Raw genomic sequence first — 18,433 nt, forward strand, 5'->3', positions numbered from 1 at the left:
GATTCTGATGGAGGGTGCGTCATGTGGGACTTCAGTACCGACGACGCGTTCCAGGAGAAGCTCGACTGGGCCGCGACGCTCGTCCGCGAGGAGATCGAACCGCTGGACGTACTGTTTCCGGGCAACGCCGATCCCTACGACCGGCGGAGCGAGGTGTTCCGGGAGGTCGTACGGCCGCTCCAGCGAAAGGTGCGCGAGCAGGGGCTGTGGGCCGCCCATCTGCCGCCCTCACTGGGCGGCATGGGCATGGGGCAGGTGAACCTCGGGCTGCTCAACGAGATCCTGGGCAGGTCGAGTTGGGCACCGATGGTGTTCGGCACCCAGGCCCCGGACTCCGGCAACGCGGAGATCCTCGCCCACTACGCCACCGAGGAACAGCGCAAGGAGTACCTCGAACCGCTGCTCGACGGGCGGATCGTCTCCACCTTCGCGATGACCGAGCCGACCGGCGGCGCCGACCCCGGCGGTTTCACCTGCCGGGCGGTCAGGGACGGGGAACAGTGGGTGATCGACGGGGAGAAGTGGTTCGCATCCAACTACCCGCTGGCCGCCTTCGTCATCGCCATGGTGGTCACCGACCCGGACGTCCCCGTCCACCAGGGCGCCTCCATGATCCTGATCCCCGCCGGCACCCCCGGCATGGAGATGGTGCGCGGCACCGGCATGGGCGGCGAACCCCTGGGCGAGGGCGTGCACGCCTATCTCCGCTTCACCGGCTGCCGGGTCCCCGCCGAGAACCTCCTCGGAGAACCCGGGTCCGGTTTCCTCATCGCACAGACCCGCCTCGGCGGCGGCCGCCTGCACCACGCCATGCGCTCCGTCGGCCAGTGCAGGAAGGCACTGGAGATGATGACCGAGCGCATCGCCTCCCGCCGCACCCGCGGCGGCCCCCTCGCCGACCAGCAGGCCGTACGCCACCAGCTCGCCGACACCTGGATCCAGATCGAGCAGTTCCGCCTACAGGTCCTGCACGCCGCCTGGCACATGGACAAGGCGCACCGCACCGGCGACCGCGCCGACGCCCGCCGGGCCCGCCTGCACGTCTCCGGTGTCAAGGTCGCCACCCCGAAGGTCCTGGTCGACGTCGCCTACCGCGCCCTCCATCTGCACGGAGCGCTCGGCGTCTCCAACGAACTGCCGCTGACCAGGATGTGGCACTCCGGGCCCACCCTCGGCGTCGCCGACGGCCCCACCGAGGCCCACCAGGACGTCGTGGCACGGCTGTTGCTCAAGGATGCGGAGCCCGCCGGCGACCCGCTCTTCGGTTCCGCGCATCTGCCCACCCGGCTGGCCGCGGCCCGCGCCAGGTACGCGGACCGCCTCAAGGAAACGGCGGTGACGTGGTGAGCGACCACGACCTGAAGGCCGACCTCGACCGGCTCAACGACTGGCCCGGCCTCGGCGACCTCCCCGGAGACGGCCCGGTGGCCGCCCTCGAGCCCCTCACCGGCGGCGCGCAGAACCTCCTCTTCACGCTCCGCCGCGCCGACGGCACCGAACTCGTCCTGCGCCGCCCCGGCCGCCATCTGCGCTCCGGCGCCTCCGACGCCTTCCGCCGCGAGAGCCGCGTCCTCGCCGCGCTCGCCGGCACCGACGTGCCCCATCCCCGGCTGCGCGCGAGCGTCCTGGACGAGGAGGTCCTCGGCGCGCCCTTCTCCGTCCTGGAGAAGATCGACGGCTTCACCCCGAGAGGACGGCTGCCGGGGCGGTACGCCGAGGACGCCGGGTGGCGGCGCTCGGTCGCCTTCGCCCTCGTCGACGGCGCCGCCCGGCTCGCCCTCGTCGACCCGCGAAGCCACGGCCTCGCCGATTTCGGCCGGCCCGAGGGCTGGCTGGAGCGCCAGACGCCCAAGTACCTCAAGCTGCTGCACGGTTACCGGGAGGACCCGGCCTACCGTGAGGGCGAGTCGCCGGAGGTCGACCGGGTCGCCGACTGGCTCGCCGGGCACACCCCGAAGGAGGGCGCGACCGGCATCGTCCACGGCGACCTGCAGTTCGCCAACGTCATGTTCGCCCACGACGCCCCGCGCCTCGCCGCCATCGTCGACTGGGAGATGGCCTCCCTCGGCGACCCTCTCCTCGACCTGGCGTGGATCCTCACCGCCTGGCGGGAGAAGGGCGACCCGCCGGGCAGCGACCCCCAGTTCCAGCCCTGGGACGGTGTGCCCGGCCGCGCCGAACTCGTCGCGGCCTACGGTGAGTCGACCGGCCGGGACGTCTCCGGCTTCCGCTGGTACCAGGTCCTCGCCTGCTTCCGTCTCGCCGCCCTCCTCGAGGGCAGCTACGCCCGCGCCCTCGCCGGGAAGATGAACCGCAGGCTGGGCGAGGGGCTGCACGCCTACGCGGGCTGGCTGTGGGCGAAGGCCCGCCAGGAGATGGACCGCGAGTAGGCCCCTATTTGGGCGGGAACCTCAACGCGCCGTCCAGGCGCACCACTTCGCCGTTGAGGTAGTCGTTCTCGCACAGATGCTGGACCAGGGCCGCGTACTCCTCGGGGCGCCCCATCCGGCGGGGATGGGGCACCTGCGGCCCCCAGTACGCCTCCAGTTGCCCGCCCGCCTTGCCATAGGCGGGTGTGAGGATCGTGCCGGGCGCCACCGAGACGACCCGGACGCCGAGCGGGGAGAGGTCCCGGGCGGCGACGAGGGTCATCGCCGACACGCCTCCCTTGGCGGCGGCGTAGGGGAGTTGGCCGATCTGTCCCTCGTACGCCGCGATGGACGAGGTGGTGACGACGACCCCGCGCCCGCCGTCCTCGCCGTACGGGGCGGTGCGTGCGACGGCCGCGGCGGCCAGCCGCAGGACGTTGAACACGCCGGTGAGATACACCTCGACCGTCGTGCGGAACCCGTCCAGCGCCAGCGGCGAGCCGTCCCTGCCGACCAGCCGGCCACCGCTCGCCGGGCCGCCGTGGCAGTCGACGGCGATCCGGAACTCGCCGGCGAGCGAGGCCTCCTCCACCGCCGCCGCGACCGAGGTCTCGTCGGTGGCGTCGGTGCGCACGTACCGCACCCCGAGCTCCGCCTCCAGCGCCTTGCCCCTGTCGTCCGCGAGATCGGCCACCACGACCCGGGCGCCGGCCGTGTGCAGGCGCCGGACCGTCGCCTCGCCGAGACCGCCCGCACCGCCGACCACCAGGGCCGAGGAACCTTCGATGAGCATCGACATTCACCTCTCTTGCGAGTGGGCCTCTGAGTGTATGAGAATGCCATTCTCATGAACATAGCCGTGATCCTGGAAATGGCCGCCTCCGCGGGGGACCGGCCGGCCGTCACCGAGAGCGGCCGCTCGCTCTCCGCCGCCGGACTCCAGCGCCTCGCGCACCACGCGGCCGACCGCTTCCGTGACCGTCCGGCGGTCCTGTACGCCGGGACGAACCACCTCGCCTACCCCGTCGCGCTCTTCGGCGCGGCCCTGGCGGGCGTCCCCTTCGTGCCCCTCAACTACCGTCTCTCCGACGACCGGTCGGCGCAGCTCGTCGCCCGCCACCCGGGCGCCGAGGTGCTGCGCCCCGCCGACCTCGACGGCCTCCTCGAACCGGCCGGCGGGCATGAGCCCGAGTGGCGGCCCGCCCCCGACGACCGGGACGCCACCGCCGTCGTCCTCTACACCAGCGGCACCACCGCCGCCCCCAAGGCGGCCCTGCTGCGCCACCGCCATCTGCTCGCCTACGTCTTCAACACCCAGGACTTCGGCGCCGCCGACCCGGGCGACGCGACCCTCGTCGCCGTCCCCCCGTACCACGTCGCGGGCCTGATGAACCTGCTCACCAACCTCTACGCGGGCCGCCGGATCGTCTACCGGTCCGCCTTCGACCCCGCCGACTGGCTGGCGACCGTACGCCGGGAGCGGGTCACGCACGCCATGCTCGTGCCGACCATGCTCGCCCGGATCACCGCCGAGGTCGGCGACGGCACGGCCGATGTGCCGAGCCTGCGCAGCCTCGCCTACGGCGGTGCCCGCGCCCCCCGGCCGGTGGTGGAACGGGCGCTGCGCCAGTTCCCGCACACCGGCTTCGTCAACGCCTACGGGCTGACCGAGACCGCGTCCTCGGTGTGCGTCCTCGGCCCCGACGACCACCGCGCGGCGATGGCCTCCGACGATCCGGCCGTCCGCGAGCGGCTCGGCTCGGTCGGCCGCCCGCTGCCCGGCATCGCGGTCGAGATCCGGGACGAGGAGGGCAGGCCGCTCCCGGCCGGCGAGACCGGGCTCGTGTTCATGCGCGGGGAGCAGATCTCCGGCGAGTACGCGGGCGCGGCGGCACCGGAGGCGGACCGCTGGTTCGCCACCCGGGACCGGGGCCGGCTGGACACCGACGGCTACCTCCACCTCGAGGGCCGCGCGGACGACACGATCATCCGCGGCGGCGAGAACATCGCACCGGCCGAGATCGAGGACGTACTGCTGGAACACCCCGGGGTGCGGGAGGCCGCCGTGCTCGGGGTGCCCGACCCGGAGTGGGGACAGCGGCTGGTCGCCGTACTCGTCGGGGCGGGCGACCCGGAGGAGATCCGGGCCTTCGCGAAGGCGCGCCTGCGCTCGTCCAGGACCCCGGACACCGTCGTCTTCCGCCCCGAACTGCCCCGCACCGCCACCGGGAAGCTGCTGCGCCGCACGCTGGTGGCCGAACTGGAGGACTCCGCCGATGCCTGAAGCCGTGATCGTCGCCGCCCTGCGCACCCCCATCGGCACCGCGTTCAGGGGCACCCTGCGCGACACGACCGCGCACGAGCTCGCCGAGCGGGTCGTGACGGCGGCCGTGGAGGGCCTGGACCGCGCTCGAGTCGACGAGGTCGTCCTCGCCGAGTCGCACTACGGCGGGGGAGTCGTCGCCCGGCACGCGGCGCTCACCGCCGGGCTGCCGCACGTGCCGGGGCTGGCGCTGAACCGGCACTGCGCGGGCGGTCTCTCGGCGGTCCAGACGGCCGCCGCCTCCGTCCGGGCCGGCATGGACCGGCTGGTGCTCGCGGGCGGGGTCCAGTCCCTGTCCACCGCGCCCCGCCTCTCCTACCGGGGATCGGGGCAGGAGTGGGCCGACCGCTGGGTGCCGCCCTCCCACCCCGACCGGCCCGACGCCCCCAACCTGGACATGTCGATCACCGTCGGCTGGAACACCGCCGTCCGGGCGGGCATCAGCCGCACCGAGATGGACGACTGGGCGCTGCGTTCGCACCGCAACGCCGTGCGCGCGCTGGACGAGGGCCGCTTCAAGGCGGAGACGGTCCCCGTCGACACCCCGCACGGACCCTTCGAGGCGGACGAGCATCCGCGACGCGACACCAGCGCGGCGAGGCTGGCCGCACTGAAGCCGCTCCACCCGGAGATCGACGGCTTCTCGATCACGGCCGGGAACGCGTCCGGGGCGAACGACGCGGCGGCGCTGCTGGCGGTGGCGGACGAGCGGTCCGGTCTGCCGGCGCTCGGCACGATCCGTGCCTGGGCCTCCGTCGCCGCGGACCCGGCCGAGACCGGCCTGACCCCCGTCCGGGCCATCCCCAAGGCTCTCGACCGGGCCGGGATGACGGTCGCCGACGTCGATCTCTTCGAGATCAACGAGGCGTTCGCCTCCGTTCCCGTCGCCGCGGTCCACCGCCTCGGCCTCGACGCCGACAGGGTGAACGTCGACGGCAGCGGCTGCTCCCTCGGCCACCCGGTCGCCGCCACCGGGGCCCGCATGCTGGTCACCCTCGTCCACGAACTCCGCCGCCGGGGCGGCGGAGTCGGCGTGGCGGCGATGTGCGCGGGCGGCGGGATGGGCTCCGCGGTCGTGGTGGAGGTCGCCGCACCCTGAGACCTCAGAGGAAGCGCAGCAGCGCCTCCTGGGCGTAGGAGGCGACGAGCCTGCCCTGCGCGGTCAGTACGTCGCCCCGGCCGAAGCACCGGCCGTGGGCGGCGACGGGGCTGTGCTGCCGCAGCAGCAGCCAGTCGCCGGCCCGGACCGGCCGGTGGAACCACACCGTGTGCGCGGTCACCGCGGAGGCGAACGCCCGCCCCGAGTCCGCCTGGGTGACCCCCTCGACCGGCCGCAGCGCGGTGCCGATAGGCGTGAGGTCGGTGGCGTAGGCGAGCAGTGCCGGCGCCAGGCGCCGGTGCGCCTGCGGGATCCGGGTCCACAGTTCGTACCCGGGCGGCTCGGGCTTCTCGGTGTCCAGGTCGGTCGCGGCCCGTGACTCCCAGGGCAGCAAGGGGAGTTGGACGGCCCGTTCCGGTCCGGGGAGGGTGGGCACGGGGTCCACGGTCTGCCGGTCCGGTCCCTCCTCCCAGACATGCAGGCTCGCGTCCGCCACGGCGACGATCCCGTGCTCCTGGCGTGCGGAGAGCCGTACCGCGGCGAACGTCCGTCCCTCCTGCGGGACTTCCGTCTCGTAGCGGACCGGTTCCCCGGTGCGGCCCTCCCGGAGGAACTGGGTGTGCAGTGACTTCAGGTCCCTGCCGGGGGCGGCCAGCGTGGCGGCGCGGGCGAACTGGGCGAGCAGCTGGCCGCCGAACAGGCGTCGGTACTCCAGTTGCTGGGAGCGGCCCTCGTAGGTGCCGGGGCCCAGGGGGGTGAGGTCGAGGCAGCCGAGCAGGTCGGGCCAGAGGTCGGTGGTCACGCGGGGCTCCTCACAGGTCGACCAGGCGTGGCGTCCGGGCCTCACGCAACAGCAACACCCCTGCCGCACGGGTGAGTTCACGGCTGGATCCGAGCAGACCGTCGAGGACGAGGGCCCGCCGGACATGCCGGTGCAGGTCGTGCTCGGCGGTGAAACCGATGCCGCCCAGGGCCTGTTGGCAATGGCGGGCGGCGGTGAGCGCGGCCCGCCCCGCGGCGGCCTTGGCCAGCACCGCCCCGGTGTCGTCGGTCGCGGCGGTCAGGGTCGCCTCCGCGCCCTCCAGAGCGACGTACGTCTCGGCCAGCCGGTGGCGCAGGGCCTGGAAGGAGGCGAGCGGGCGGCCGAACTGGTGCCGGTCGAGAACGTGCCGGCGGGCGAGGGCGAGCATCGCGTGTCCGGTGCCCAGCAGCCACCAGCCCAGGGCCCGGCGCCCCGCGGCGAGCGGCAGCGCCGGGTCGTCGGCCTCGGTCCGCCGCAGCGGGAGGCCGGGGTCGAGCGGGCTGTCGTACGCCGAACCGTCCCGGACCCACTCCAGCCGGACGCCGCCCGAGTACGGCAGCGGCGGTGTCCCGCCGAGGGGGCGGCCCGCCGCGTGCAGGAGGACGTCGTTCAGCACGGGGGCGTGGGTGCCCGTCTCGCCGAGCAGGCGGAAGAGCAGCGGGACCACGGTGTCCGGTTCCTCGACGAGCATGGCGGGCCAGCCCAGGTCGGCGAGGTCGGCGCCCGAGACGAGCGTCTTGCGCACGGCGTCCGCCAGGAGGGCGCGTTCGGCGGTGTCCACCACCTCACTCCTTTCCGAGATCGAGCAGCCGGCGGGCGACGATGTTGCGCTGGATCTCGGCGGTGCCGCCGTAGATGGTCGCGGCCCGCGAGTACAGGTACCCGGTGCGCCAGCCGTCGTCGGGGGAGAGCTCGACGGCGCCCGGCAGCAGGTCGCGGGCCGTGTCGAACAGCCGCTGTTCGGCGCCCGCCAGCAGGATCTTGTCCACGGAGGTCTCCGGGCCGAGCCTCCCGCCGCCGGCGAGCCGGGCCTGCGTGGCGGCCGAGCGGCAGCGCACGGTGTGCAGGTCGAGCCAGGCGCCGCCCAGCGCGTCCGGGTCGGCCTCGCAGCCGTCGGCGAGGAGCCGGTCGAGACGGCTGTACAGGTGGGCGATCCGGTGCCAGAAGCAGGTGGAGCGCTCGTGCGGCAGCAGGTCCGTCGCCAGCCGCCAGCCGTCGCCGGGCGCCCCCAGCAGCCGGGACGCCGGGACGCGCACCTCGTCGAGGAACACCTCGGCGAACTCGTCCACACCGTGCATCGTGCGCAGCGGACGGACCGTGACGCCGGGGGAGTCCATGTCGACGAGGAACGCGCTGATCCCGGCGTGTCCGGGGCCGCCCGTGCGGGCCAGCAGGACACAGCGGGCCGCGTACTGGGCGAGGCTCGTCCACACCTTCTGTCCGGACACCACCCACCCGTCCCCGTCGGGGACCGCCCGGGTCGACAGGGACGCCAGGTCGCTGCCGGAGCCCGGCTCCGAGAAGCCCTGGCACCACTGCTCCTCGCCGCCCAGCAGCCGGGGCACCGTCTCGGCGGCCAGGGCGGGCGGCGCGTAGTCGATCAGGGTCGGGACCAGCACCTCCACCATCGACCAGATCCCGGGCTCGGCGAGGCCGCGGGAGGCGACCTCCTCGCCGAGCACCGCGCGCAGCGCGCTCGGCCCGCCGAGCCCGCCGACCTCGGGCGGCCAGCCGTAGCGCATCCAGCCCGCCGTCCACAACGCCTGGCGTACGCGGCTGAGTTGAGTCACCTGGGCATCGAGGCCGCCGGTCTCGCCGGGGGTCAGGTCATGGTCGTCCAGCCAGTCGCGCAGCTCCGACCGGAAGGAGTCGAGACCGGTGAACGGGGAGATCCTCATACCGGCCTCATGACCGGGTGAAGGCGTGCGGCCGCCCCGAGTCGTGGTCCCCGCTGCGCCGGATGAAGGTCATCGCCCGGCTGCGCAGCCGCCAGCCGTCCGGGGTGCGGACGTAGCTGTCGTCGTAGTAGCCGATCCGCATCTCGTGCCGGGCGTGTTCCACGAAGCACAGCGGCTGGGTGCCGGTGGCCGAGTCGCCGGACAGCTCGATCACGGGCGTGCCCACGAGGAACAGGCCCTTGGGGGCGGCGGCGACCAGCTCCGGGAACGCGTCGAGGGGATAGGTGTCGCCGAACGCGCTGTAGGTGCCGTCCGGCGTGAAGACGGCGAGCACCCGGTCCACGTCACCACGGGTCATCGAGACCGCGTACCGGCCGAGGAGCTGCTCGATCTCCACGAGGTCGTCGGTGTCGCTCAAGGAACCTCCTGTGAGAATTGGATTCTCGTCAGCGAGTATCACGCTTCCACGAGGTCAGGCCGGCCGTCAACGCCGAAGCTTCCCGAAGTCCCAGCTGACCACCTCCTCCGGTGTCATCCGCAGCCACCCGTGCCGCCCGTCGTACCGGAACCGCCCGCCCGCGTACTTCTCGCCGAACAGCCGCTCGGGTTCCACGAGTTCGCCGTACGGCTCACCCGTGCGCGGCACCTCGCCGACCACCTCCGCCGGACCCCGCAGCTCCACCCCGCGCAGCGCCAGGAAGTCGAGGCCGCCGTCGTCCACGACCGCCGCGAGCCGCCCCTGTTTCACCACGTCGGCCCAGCGCCTGCTGCGGGTCAGGGAGTTGAGCCACAGCGCGGTGCCGTCCCAGACGAACCACAGCGGGGTGATGTGCGGGTGGCCGTCGGACGCCGTGACGGCGACCCGGCAGACCGGCTGTGCGCGCAGGAACGCGTCGGTCTCGGCCGCGCTCATCGCGATCGCGGCCCCCCGCTTCTGTGTCCTGGCCATGAAACCTCCCGGTGTCGCGATGGTCATGTCCGGATGGTTGATTCTCCAATAGCGAGAAGCTAGTTTCCAGACCATGGATCAGTTCCTGGCCTTCACGGTGGTCGGCCTGAGCACCGCCGCGATCTACGCCGTCATCGGCAGCGGCCTGGTGCTCACCCACACCACGGCCGGCGTGTTCAACTTCGCCCACGGCGCGGCCGGCATGCTCGCGGCCTTCGCCTACTGGCAGTTGGCCGTCGGCTGGGGCTGGCCGGTGCCCCTCGCGCTCGCCGCGGTCCTCCTCGTCCTCGCACCCGCCTTCGGCCTGCTGGTCGAACGGGTGCTGATGCGTCCGGTGCAGGCGCTCGGCGAGGCGGAACGCCTGGTCATGACGGTCGCCCTGCTCACCGGGTGCATCGCGCTGGCCCGCTGGGTTTGGGACCCCAACACCCCCCGTCCGCTCTCCCCCTTCTTCGCCGACCGCCCCGCCCTGCGGCTGGGCCCGACCGCCGTCACCTGGCACCAGGCCGTCACCATGGCGGTCGCCGTGGCCGTCGCCGCCGGACTGTGGTTCCTGCTGCACCGCACCCGGGCAGGCACCGAGATGCGCGCCTGCGTCGACGACCGGGCGCTCGCCGGCCTGAACGGCGCCGACCCGCTGCGGGCCGGGCGGCTCGCCTGGGTGCTCGGCATCCAGCTCGCCGCCGTCGGCGGCATCCTCATCGCACCGACCGTGGCGCTCGACGCCCAGCAGCTGTCCCTGCTCATCGTCAGCGCCTACACCGCCGCCGTCTTCGGGAGGCTGCGCAGCCTCCCGCTGACCTTCCTCGGCGCGGTCGTCGTCGGCCTCCTGGAGGCCTACCTGGCCGGCTACCTGCCGCAGAACGACTACCTTCCAGGGCTGCGTCTGGCCGCCCCCGCGCTGCTGCTCCTCCTCGCGCTGCTGGCCTTCCCGCACCGCCGGCTGCGCGGCCGCGACCGCCGCCTCGTCCCCGTCCCCCTCCCCGGCCGCCGCGGCGCCCTCCTCCTCGCCGCGGCCGTCCTCGTCCTCGCCCTGGTCCTGGTCACCGTCCTGTCCGAGGACGCCCTCGTCTCCTACGGCGCGATCTTCGCCCTCGGTGTCATCGCCCTCTCGTACGTCCCGCTCGCCGGGTACGCCGGGCAGGTCTCCCTGTGCCAGCTGTCCATCGCCGGGATCGGCGCCGTGGTCTGGGGCCATCTGGGGGCGCACGGCGAGCTGTGGGCGCTGCCGGTCACCGCGTGCGTCACCGCCGCCGTCGGCGCGCTGATCGCCGTACCGGCCCTGAGACTCTCCGGCATCTACCTGGCCCTGGGCACCGCCGCGTTCGCCGTCGTCCTGGACCGGTGGATCTTCACCCTGCCCGCCTTCGACGTCCTCGGCGTGCGGATCGCCCTGTTCGACCAGGGCTCGGTGTCGGTCACCGGCCCCGACCTGTTCGGACTGCGGCTGACCACCCCGGCCCAGCTGCTGTGCCTGGCCGCCGTCTGCCTCGCCCTCGCCTCCCTCGGGGTGGCCGCGCTGCGGCGGGGGCGGTTCGGGCGCCGGCTGATCGCGCTGCGCGACAGCGAGGCCGCCTACGCCACCCTCGGCGGCCGGCTCCTCGGCGCCAGGGTCGCCGTGTTCGCGCTGTCGGCCGGCATCGCGGGGCTGGGCGGAGCGCTCTACGGGATGCAGCTGCAGACCGTCACCGCCGAGCAGTTCAACCTCGTCGCCGGGCTGCCGATCTTCCTCATCGCGGTCATCGCCGGACTGGGGTCGGTCGGCGCGGGACTCCTCACCGGCCTCGCCTTCGTCGTCCCGACCCAGCTGCTCGGCGAACTCGGCTCCTGGGCACAGGACTTGTCCGCGCTGCTCATCGCCCTGGCCGGAATGGGGCTCGCGCACAGCCCCAGCGGGGTGATCGCACGACTGCGCACGGAGTGGGCCCCGCTCGCCCGAAGCCGAACCCTGCTCGGGGTGACGGGTGGCGTCCTGGCCGGCTGCTGGCTGCTCGCCGCGACGGGCGCGGTGAACGGATGGCTCGTCCTGGCCGTCGCCCTGGCGGCCACCCTCGCCCTGCGGATCAGCGCCGCGGCCCGGCACGTACCGACCGAACTGCCGCCCGAGTGGTGGGGAGTACGCCGCCCCTGGCGGCCCGAGGACGGGGAGGTGCTGAGCCGTGCCACTGCTGCAGGCTGAGGAGGTGACCGTCGCCTTCGGCGGACGTCGCGCCCTGGACGGCGTGTCGCTGGCCGCCGAGGCCGGCCGGGTGACCGGGCTCATCGGGCCCAACGGGGCGGGGAAAAGCACCCTGTTCGACGTCGTCTCGGGACTACGGCGGCCCCGCTCCGGCCGGGTCCGGCTGGACGGCCGTGACATCACCCGCGAGGGGCCCGCCCGCCGCGCCCGGCGCGGGATGTCCCGCACCTTCCAGCACCTGGAACTCTTCGGCCGGCTCTCCGTCCGCGACAACCTCCTCGTCGCCGCCGAGCTCGGCCCCGAACGCCGCCACGCCGACGCGGCCGCCGACGCGGTGCTCGACCGGCTGGGCCTCACCGCGCTCGCCGACGACCCCGCCGACGCCCTGCCCACCGGCATCGCCCGGCTCGTCGAGGTCGGCCGCGCCCTCGTCCTCAGGCCGCGCGTCCTGCTCCTCGACGAGCCCGCCGCGGGCCAGGACGCCGAGGAGACCGAACGGTTCGCCGCCCTGCTGCGCTCCCTCGCCGCCGACGGCACCGCCGTCCTCCTCGTCGAGCACGACATGGGCCTGGTGATGACCGTCTGCGACGAGGTGTACGTCCTCGACCTGGGCAAGGTCGTGGCCTGCGGCCCGCCGGCCGGCATCCAGCAGGACGAGACCGTCCTCGCGGCCTACCTGGGGGAGACATGAGCCTCTTGACGCTCTCCGGCGTCCGCGCCGCGTACAACGGCATCACCGTCCTGCACGGCGTGGACCTCGAGGTCGCCGCCGGGCAGGTCGTCGCTCTCCTCGGCCCCAACGGCGCGGGCAAGACCACCGTCCTCGAGGTCGCCGCCGGGATCCGGCCGCCCAGCGGCGGACGCCTCCTGCTCGGCGGCCGCGACGCCACCGGCATCCGCCCCCGAGATCTCGCCCGGGCCGGCGTCTGTCTGATCCCCGAGGGCCGGGGCGTCTTCCCCAACCTCACCGTGCGCGACAACCTCCTGATGATGACCTTCACCGGCCGCGACCGGGCGGAGATCGAGGAGACCGCCTACGCCCGCTTCCCCGTCCTCGGCCGCCGCCGCGCCCAGCACGCGGGCACCCTGTCCGGCGGCGAGCAGCAGATGCTCGCCCTCGCCCGCGGCCTCGCCACCGACCCCGCCGTCCTGCTCCTCGACGAACTCTCCATGGGACTGGCCCCGCTGGTCGTCGCCGAGCTCTACGAACTCGTCGCCCGGATCGCCCGGGAGGGCGTCGCCGTCCTCGTCGTCGAACAGTTCGCCGCCGCCGTGCTGAAGATCGCCGACCACGCCGCCGTGCTCGTCCGCGGCCGCGTCCAGTGGCAGGGACACCCCGACAGCTCACTGCACTCCGAACTCTCCTCCTACTACCTGGGGAGCGTCACATGAGCCCGAGCCCGCTGAGGAGCGTCACATGACCACCACCCCCGCGCCATCGCCCCGGGCGGAACGGTTCGTCCGGGAGCTCGCCGAGCTGCGGATCCCCGACCCGGCCGCCTCCCGCGCCGCCCTCTGGCTGCGCCTCGGCGGAGCGCTGATGCTCGCCGGACTCGTCCTCGGCGGCCTGGCCTTCCCGCTCGCCCACGCCACCGACTCCGCCCTCGGCCAGGGCGACGCGCTCGCGCTCGGCCTCGGCGGAGTCACCGCCGCCGTGGTGGGCGGCGCGCTGTTCCTGCGTTACTCCCTCACCGGCTTCCTGCGTTTCTGGCTCGCCCGTCAGTCCTTCGACCTGGACCGGCTGGGCGAGCGTCTCACCGCCCAGGCCCCCGCACCCTCGCCCGAAGGAGACCCGCGCAATGGCGTCCCCCGCACCGACCCCGCGCCCCGGTGACCAGCTCGCCGCCGCCTGCGGCACCACCCGCGTGATCGTCATCCGGGCGCCGGAGGGCGCCGCGGACCCCATCGAGTGCGCCGGCGTCCCGATGGTCCCCGCCCGGCAGGCGCCCGCCGCGCCCTCCGCCGGAGAAGCCCCCGGCACCCTCGTCGGCAAGCGGTACGTCGACGCCACCGACACCCTCGAACTCCTGTGCACCGCCTCCGGGGCGGGCCCTCTCACCTACGGAGGACACCCGCTGACCGTCAAGGCACCCAGGGCGCTGCCCGCCTCGGACTGACCGAACCCGCCTTCCGTACTCACCTGGTGGACGCCCTCTTGACGTCCGCCGGAGCCGGATCGACACTCGACAGGGAATCCTAGTGAACAGGTAGGGAAATATGGGGCGCCTGGAGACGGCCACCGGCCGAGCGAGCCGCACGGTGTGGTCGTCGCCCCTTCTCACCTCCCGCCGTCACATCGACCTGCAGCGCGTCTGCAGCGCCATCAGCCCGACGAGCTGAGCCGGGCCCGCCCCGCGCCGAGGCCGCCTCGGCGGTGCCCCCACGGGCGCCGCCCGCCCGGCGCGCGCGGACGAGAGCCGTCCCCTTTCCCGCCGTCGTTCTCGCTGTCGCATCCGCCGCGCGCCCCCGCCTCGGCGCGCCCGCCTCCGGGGAGAGTCATGACCGTCACACCGTCGGCCGCCCACCCGTACGCCCGCTCCGCCCCCGCCTTCCGGGGCCGCATCGGCCGGGACGCGCGCAGCGGCCACTACGCCGTGCCGCGCCGCTACCGACTGCACCTGTCCACCGCCGACCCCGACGGCCTGCGCATCGCCGTCACCCACACCCTCCTCGGCCTGGACCGCGCCTGTCCCGTGACCTTCCTGCCCGCCGTCCCCGACTGTCCCGACGGCGGCCACTCGGCGCTGCGCCCGCTCTACGAGGCCAGCGCCCACCGCTACACCGGAGCGGCCCTCGCGCCGGTGCTCAGCGACGACTGGTCGGGCCGGATCGTCTCCAGCCACGGCCCGGACATCGCCCGCGACCTCGCCCGGAGCTTCGGCGGCGGCCGGCCCGCGCTGTACCCGTGCGGTGCCGAGTCGGAGGTGGAGGCCGCCCGGCGGATGTGCGCCCAGGGCATCGAGGAGGCCGCCCAGCGCGCCGGGGCGGCCGGCGCCACGGAGGCGGAGCGGGCCGCGGCCCTCGACGCCCTGCTCGCCACGCTCGACGTGCTGGAGCGCGGGCTCGGCGCCCAGCCGTACCTGATCAGCGATCAGATCACCGCGGCGGACGTCGAGTTGTGGGTCGCACTGGTCCAACTGGACACCGTGCACCGCCACCACCTCGACGCGGACGCCGTGCACCGCATCGCCGGACACCCCGCCCTGTGGGCCTACGCCCGCCGGCTGACCGCCCACCCGGCGTTCGGCACGCACCTCGACCTCGACGGCATCGACCGCCGCCACCAGGCCCGCTGCCGGGGTCTGGAGGCCGCCGGCTCCGCCGTCCGGATCCTGGACTGGGCCGCGCACGTCGCCGGCGGCCGATAGCCCCGTCCGGTCCCATCCAGTGGACAGACGTTGACATGCGTTCGGCCGGTTGTATTGACTTGTGGATCAGAACGGTCATGAGCGTCAGCGACAAGCCCTGGCTTGCTGACCGGCAACCCTCGCACCGCGGTGGGGTGCCCCAGGTGACGACCGGACCGGATGACGTACCGGCAAGGACGATTCGGTAAGCGCGAGGGCCCCCAGGGGCCGGTGAAGTGACGGAGACCCACATGTACGCAGCTCTCAGGACGGCGCCCCGCCGCTCCGCGGGCTGCGTACGCCCGTCCGCGCAGCCGCTCGTCGCCGACCGCGCCGTCGATCTGCTCCGCGTCAACAGCGCACTGTGTACCGCACCGGGCCGCGCCCGCTGCCGGGGCTGACCCCTCCCTTCAGCCCCCGCATCCCCGACCGACACCGCCCGAGCGGTGTGCCGTCGTCCGCCCCACCCCGGTTCTCTCGTACGCATCCGTGCGCCGTGCGCCTCCTGACGGCCGCAGCACGGCCGCGCGCCCGCCCGGGGTGCCCGACTCCCGCCGGAGCCCCTCATGAGTGAACCCCCAGGCGCCGCGACCCTCGCCGCGCCGCCCGTCGCCGACGCCCCGTCAGAACAGCTCACCGCACAGCGGGTTCAGCCGCTGCCCAGACCGGGCCGCTGGATCGCCACCGCCGTGGTGGTCGTCGTGGTCGCCCAGTTCGCGCACGGTCTGATGACCAACCCGTTCTACCAGTGGGACCGCTTCGGCTACTGGTTCCTGCGGCCCGTGATCCTCGACGGACTGCTGATCACCCTCGAAGTGGCCGCCTACAGCGCCGTGCTGGGCCTCGCCGGCGGCGTACTGCTGGCCCTCGCCCGCCTGTCGAAGAGCCCCGTGCTGCGCGCGGTCAGCTGGACGTACGTGTGGGCGCTGCGCTCCATCCCGCTGATCGTCGTCCTGCTCTTCCTCTACAACTTCAGCGCCCTGTACCAGACGCTGAGCCTGGGCGTCCCCTTCGGTCCCGCCTTCTTCACCTTCGACGAGTCCCGGCTCGCCACCGACATCGTGATCGCCGTCGTCGGCCTCAGCCTCAACGAGGCGGCCTACGCCGCCGAGGTGGTCCGCGGCGGCATCCTCTCCGTCGACCAGGGCCAGCACGAGGCGGCCGCCGCGCTCGGCCTGCCCAGGCGCTACCAGTTCTGGAAGATCGTCTTCCCGCAGGCCCTGCGGTCGATCACGCCGAACTACGTCAACCAGCTGATCGGCCTGATCAAGTCCACCTCGCTGGTCTTCTACGTCTCGCTGCTCGACCTGTTCGGCACCGCCCAGACCATGGGCTCCACCTACCCCGGCGACATCGTGCCGCTGCTGCTCGTCGTCACCGTCTGGTACCTGATCCTGACCAGCCTCGTCTCCGTCGTCCAGTTCTACGTCGAGCGGTACTACGCCCGGGGCGCCACCCGCGACCTGCCGCCGACGCCGTTGCAGAAGCTGCGGACCGGTCTCACCGACCTGCGGGCCCGCATCCGCCGGGAGGCCGCCGTATGACCACCGAGACCCTGAGGACCGGGCAGGCCGCCGAGATCGTCCCCGCCGCCGTCGAAGTGCACGACGTGCACAAGTGGTACGGCGCCCACCGGGTCCTGGACGGCGTCAGCCTGACCGTGCGCCCCGGCGAGGTCACCGTGATCCTGGGCCCGTCCGGCTCCGGCAAGTCCACCCTGCTGCGGGTCGTCAACCACCTGGAGAAGCCGGAGATCGGCTACGTCAGCGTGGGCGGCGAGCCGATCGGCGTCCGCCGGCACGGCGGCCGGCTGCGCGAACTGAGCGAGCGGGCCATCCTGGCCCAGCGCAGCCGCATCGGGTTCGTCTTCCAGAACTTCAACCTCTTCCCGCACCTGACCGTGCTGGACAACGTCGCCGCCGCCCCGGTGGCGACCGGGCGGCTCGCCCGGCCCGAAGCCCTGGCCCTGGCCCGCGAACTCCTGGACCGGGTGGGCCTCGCCGACAAGGCCGGCGCCTACCCCCGGCAGCTGTCCGGCGGTCAGCAGCAGCGCGTGGCCATCGCCCGCGCCCTCGCGCTGCGCCCCGGCGTCATCCTGTTCGACGAACCGACCTCCGCCCTCGATCCCGAACTCGTGGGCGAGGTCCTCGCCGTCATCAAGGACCTGGCGACGAGCGGCACGACCCTCGTCATCGTCACCCACGAGGTCGGCTTCGCCCGCGAGGTCGCCGACCGGGTCGTCTTCATCGACGGCGGGAAGATCGTCGAGCAGGGCCCGCCCGGCGAGGTCCTCGACGCACCGCGGCACGAGCGGACGCGGGACTTCCTCGGCAAGGTGCTCTGAACACCCCCCCAAAAAAACTCCCTTTATCTCTCATCTCATCCAGTCACAAAGGACGGCCATGTCTGCCCACTTCACCCGACGCAGCCTGATCCGCGGCATCACCACGGCGACCGCGGTCGCCACCCTCGCCACCGGGCTCGCCGCCTGCGGTGGGGAGAGCGACGCCGCCACGACGACCGAAGGCGCCGCCGCCGGCGGCGTGACCATCGGCCGCGTGTCCAACGGCGCCGCCAAGGAGACCACCCTGAAGGTCTCCGAGGTCAAGTCCATCAGCGCCGAACTGCCCGACGCCGTCAGAAAGAGCGGCAGGCTGACCATCGGAGTCGGAGCCCTGCCCTCCGGCTTCGCCCCGCTGGCGTACATCGGCAGCGACCAGAAGACCCTCACCGGCGCCGAGCCCGACTTCGGCCGGCTGGTCGCCGCGGTCCTCGGCCTCGAGCCCGAGACGAAGAACTTCACCTGGGAGAACCTCTTCGTCGGCATCGACAGCGGCAAGGTCGACGTCGCCTTCTCGAACGTCACCGACACCGAGGAACGCAAGAAGAAGTACGAGTTCACCTCCTACCGACAGGACAACCTCGGCTTCGAGGTGAAGAAGTCCGACAAGTGGAACTTCGACGGCGACTACGAGAACCTCGCCGGCCTCACCGTCTCGGTCGGCTCCGGCACCAATCAGGAGAAGATCCTGCTGGAGTGGAAGAAGAAGCTGGAGAGCGAGGGCAAGAAGCTCACCGTCAAGTACTTCCCGGACCGCAACGGCACCTACCTGGCACTCAACAGCGGCAAGATCGACGCCTTCTTCGGCCCCAACCCCGGCATCGCCTACAACGTCTCCCAGACCGCGGGCACCGCCAACGCGACCCGCAACGCGGGCACGTTCTCCGGTGCGGGCGAGTCGCTCCAGGGACTGATCGCCGCCACCGCCAAGAAGGACAGCGGCCTCGCCAAGCCGCTCGCCGACGCCGTCGACTACCTGATCGAGCACGGGCAGTACGCCAAGTGGCTGGCCGCCTACAACCTCTCCAACGAGGCCGTGGCCAAGTCCGAGGTCAACCCGCCCGGGCTGCCGCTCGACAACTCCTGACGCCCCGTCGGAAACACTCGCCGTCATACCCGTCGGCTC

General features: G+C 73.4%; 21 protein-coding genes and 1 riboswitch. Of the genes, 15 read left to right on the top strand and 6 right to left on the bottom strand.

The annotated features are described in order from the left end of the window. Window positions 1–21: 21 nt before the first annotated feature. Window positions 22–1,347 (top strand): acyl-CoA dehydrogenase family protein, encoded by a 1,326-nt coding sequence (locus ABT057_RS12960; RefSeq protein WP_352342790.1) that lies wholly within the window; start codon window positions 22–24, stop codon window positions 1,345–1,347. Beyond that, window positions 1,341–2,390, top strand: coding sequence for a phosphotransferase family protein (locus tag ABT057_RS12965; protein WP_352342791.1), 1,050 nt, complete (start codon window positions 1,341–1,343; stop codon window positions 2,388–2,390). Before ABT057_RS12960 ends, ABT057_RS12965 begins: the two co-directional genes overlap by 7 nt. 4 nt (window positions 2,391–2,394) lie before the next feature. Here the strand turns inward: ABT057_RS12965 and ABT057_RS12970 are convergent, their stop codons facing one another. Then, the gene (locus ABT057_RS12970) at window positions 2,395–3,162 is read right to left on the bottom strand and encodes an SDR family oxidoreductase (RefSeq protein ID WP_352342792.1); all 768 of its coding nucleotides are present in this window, start codon (window positions 3,160–3,162) and stop codon (window positions 2,395–2,397) included. Window positions 3,163–3,216: 54 nt separating this feature from the next. Between ABT057_RS12970 and ABT057_RS12975 the strand changes: the two genes are divergently transcribed. Together ABT057_RS12975 and ABT057_RS12980 are read left to right on the top strand one after the other, a co-directional pair. After that, window positions 3,217–4,653: a class I adenylate-forming enzyme family protein gene (locus tag ABT057_RS12975; protein WP_352342794.1), complete on the top strand. Its 1,437-nt coding sequence runs from the start codon at window positions 3,217–3,219 to the stop codon at window positions 4,651–4,653. Continuing rightward, complete coding sequence (locus ABT057_RS12980) at window positions 4,646–5,791, top strand: thiolase family protein (RefSeq protein WP_352342795.1); 1,146 nt, start codon at window positions 4,646–4,648, stop codon at window positions 5,789–5,791. Before ABT057_RS12975 ends, ABT057_RS12980 begins: the two co-directional genes overlap by 8 nt. Window positions 5,792–5,795: 4 nt before the next feature. On the opposite strand, the gene ABT057_RS12985 is transcribed toward ABT057_RS12980, so the two are convergent. The 5 genes from ABT057_RS12985 to ABT057_RS13005 form a co-directional block, all read right to left on the bottom strand. Then, window positions 5,796–6,593: an acyl-CoA thioesterase gene (locus tag ABT057_RS12985; RefSeq protein ID WP_352342796.1), complete on the bottom strand. Its 798-nt coding sequence runs from the start codon at window positions 6,591–6,593 to the stop codon at window positions 5,796–5,798. 10 nt (window positions 6,594–6,603) lie between these two features. Beyond that, on the bottom strand, window positions 6,604–7,374 hold the full coding sequence (locus tag ABT057_RS12990) for an acyl-CoA dehydrogenase family protein (RefSeq protein ID WP_352342797.1): 771 nt from the start codon (window positions 7,372–7,374) through the stop codon (window positions 6,604–6,606). Between the two features lie 4 nt (window positions 7,375–7,378). Next, a complete protein-coding gene (locus tag ABT057_RS12995) occupies window positions 7,379–8,491 on the bottom strand; it encodes an acyl-CoA dehydrogenase family protein (protein WP_352342798.1) in 1,113 nt (370 codons plus the stop codon). A gap of 7 nt (window positions 8,492–8,498) precedes the next feature. Further along, entirely contained in the window at window positions 8,499–8,909 is a 411-nt protein-coding gene (locus ABT057_RS13000) for a nuclear transport factor 2 family protein (protein ID WP_352342800.1), read from the bottom strand. Between the two features lie 66 nt (window positions 8,910–8,975). Then, window positions 8,976–9,440: a pyridoxamine 5'-phosphate oxidase family protein gene (locus tag ABT057_RS13005; RefSeq protein ID WP_352342867.1), complete on the bottom strand. Its 465-nt coding sequence runs from the start codon at window positions 9,438–9,440 to the stop codon at window positions 8,976–8,978. A gap of 73 nt (window positions 9,441–9,513) precedes the next feature. Between ABT057_RS13005 and ABT057_RS13010 the strand changes: the two genes are divergently transcribed. The 11 genes from ABT057_RS13010 to ABT057_RS13060 all read left to right on the top strand — a co-directional run bounded on the left by ABT057_RS13010 (window position 9,514) and on the right by ABT057_RS13060 (window position 18,394). Further along, window positions 9,514–11,619 (top strand): branched-chain amino acid ABC transporter permease, encoded by a 2,106-nt coding sequence (locus ABT057_RS13010; RefSeq protein ID WP_352342801.1) that lies wholly within the window; start codon window positions 9,514–9,516, stop codon window positions 11,617–11,619. After that, a complete protein-coding gene (locus tag ABT057_RS13015) occupies window positions 11,600–12,310 on the top strand; it encodes an ABC transporter ATP-binding protein (RefSeq protein ID WP_352342803.1) in 711 nt (236 codons plus the stop codon). The genes ABT057_RS13010 and ABT057_RS13015 overlap by 20 nt, the downstream gene beginning before the upstream one ends. Next, window positions 12,307–13,011, top strand: coding sequence for an ABC transporter ATP-binding protein (locus ABT057_RS13020; RefSeq protein ID WP_352342804.1), 705 nt, complete (start codon window positions 12,307–12,309; stop codon window positions 13,009–13,011). The genes ABT057_RS13015 and ABT057_RS13020 overlap by 4 nt, the downstream gene beginning before the upstream one ends. A gap of 25 nt (window positions 13,012–13,036) precedes the next feature. Further along, window positions 13,037–13,453 (top strand): hypothetical protein, encoded by a 417-nt coding sequence (locus ABT057_RS13025; protein ID WP_352342806.1) that lies wholly within the window; start codon window positions 13,037–13,039, stop codon window positions 13,451–13,453. Continuing rightward, window positions 13,419–13,736, top strand: a complete 318-nt coding sequence (locus tag ABT057_RS13030; RefSeq protein WP_352342807.1) for a hypothetical protein — start codon at window positions 13,419–13,421, stop codon at window positions 13,734–13,736. Before ABT057_RS13025 ends, ABT057_RS13030 begins: the two co-directional genes overlap by 35 nt. 100 nt (window positions 13,737–13,836) lie before the next feature. Next, window positions 13,837–13,959 (top strand): putative leader peptide, encoded by a 123-nt coding sequence (locus ABT057_RS13035; RefSeq protein ID WP_352342808.1) that lies wholly within the window; start codon window positions 13,837–13,839, stop codon window positions 13,957–13,959. Between the two features lie 158 nt (window positions 13,960–14,117). After that, window positions 14,118–14,987 (top strand): glutathione S-transferase C-terminal domain-containing protein, encoded by an 870-nt coding sequence (locus ABT057_RS13040; protein WP_352342809.1) that lies wholly within the window; start codon window positions 14,118–14,120, stop codon window positions 14,985–14,987. Window positions 14,988–15,060: 73 nt separating this feature from the next. Next, window positions 15,061–15,184, top strand: a riboswitch (SAM riboswitch). A 33-nt stretch (window positions 15,185–15,217) separates the two neighbouring features. Further along, complete coding sequence (locus tag ABT057_RS13045; RefSeq protein WP_352342811.1) at window positions 15,218–15,367, top strand: hypothetical protein; 150 nt, start codon at window positions 15,218–15,220, stop codon at window positions 15,365–15,367. A 165-nt stretch (window positions 15,368–15,532) separates the two neighbouring features. Beyond that, window positions 15,533–16,510 (top strand): amino acid ABC transporter permease, encoded by a 978-nt coding sequence (locus tag ABT057_RS13050; RefSeq protein ID WP_352342813.1) that lies wholly within the window; start codon window positions 15,533–15,535, stop codon window positions 16,508–16,510. Beyond that, window positions 16,507–17,310 (top strand): amino acid ABC transporter ATP-binding protein, encoded by an 804-nt coding sequence (locus tag ABT057_RS13055; RefSeq protein ID WP_352342815.1) that lies wholly within the window; start codon window positions 16,507–16,509, stop codon window positions 17,308–17,310. The genes ABT057_RS13050 and ABT057_RS13055 overlap by 4 nt, the downstream gene beginning before the upstream one ends. A 58-nt stretch (window positions 17,311–17,368) precedes the next feature. Further along, a complete protein-coding gene (locus ABT057_RS13060; protein ID WP_352342816.1) occupies window positions 17,369–18,394 on the top strand; it encodes a transporter substrate-binding domain-containing protein in 1,026 nt (341 codons plus the stop codon). The last annotated feature ends 39 nt before the right edge of the window (window positions 18,395–18,433 follow it).

The sequence above is a fragment of the Streptomyces sp. NPDC002588 genome, assembly GCF_040295925.1.
Lineage (GTDB): Bacteria > Actinomycetota > Actinomycetes > Streptomycetales > Streptomycetaceae > Streptomyces.